Origin of the sequence: Pelomicrobium sp. G1 (genome assembly GCF_051905455.1) — a bacterium.
Lineage (GTDB): Bacteria > Pseudomonadota > Gammaproteobacteria > Burkholderiales > UBA6910 > Pelomicrobium.
The window spans coordinates 1-292 of the sequence record NZ_JBQACR010000284.1 but is presented as its reverse complement, the minus strand read 5'-3'; the positions used below and the strand labels follow the sequence as shown (position 1 = coordinate 292).

Genomic DNA, 292 nt, shown 5'->3' with positions numbered 1-292 from the left:
CCACGGGGCTGCGCGACAAAGGAGGCGGCTTCCGCTTGAACGCCCTCGGCGCCGCCCTCACCGGCTGCCCGCTAGAGGAAAAGATCTCCGAGATGAACTTCGCCAAGGCCCATGGGGCCTCCCTCGGAGCGCTCGCGATCGTCACGGTGGACAATCCCCTCGCCGCCGCCACCGGTCACCGCATCTGCAACGACTGCATGAAGGCCTGCATTTACCAAAAGCAGGAGCCGGTGGGCATTCCCCAAATCGAAACGCGGGTGCTGAAGGAGGTGTTGGCCCTGCCTTGGGGATG

General features: G+C 65.1%; 1 protein-coding gene. It reads left to right on the top strand.

Features of this window, described 5'->3' with window-relative positions; translation table 11 throughout:
• Positions 1-292, top strand: a 292-nt coding sequence (locus ACTFO6_RS18525) for a hypothetical protein (RefSeq protein ID WP_439935843.1), incomplete at both ends; no start/stop codon positions are given.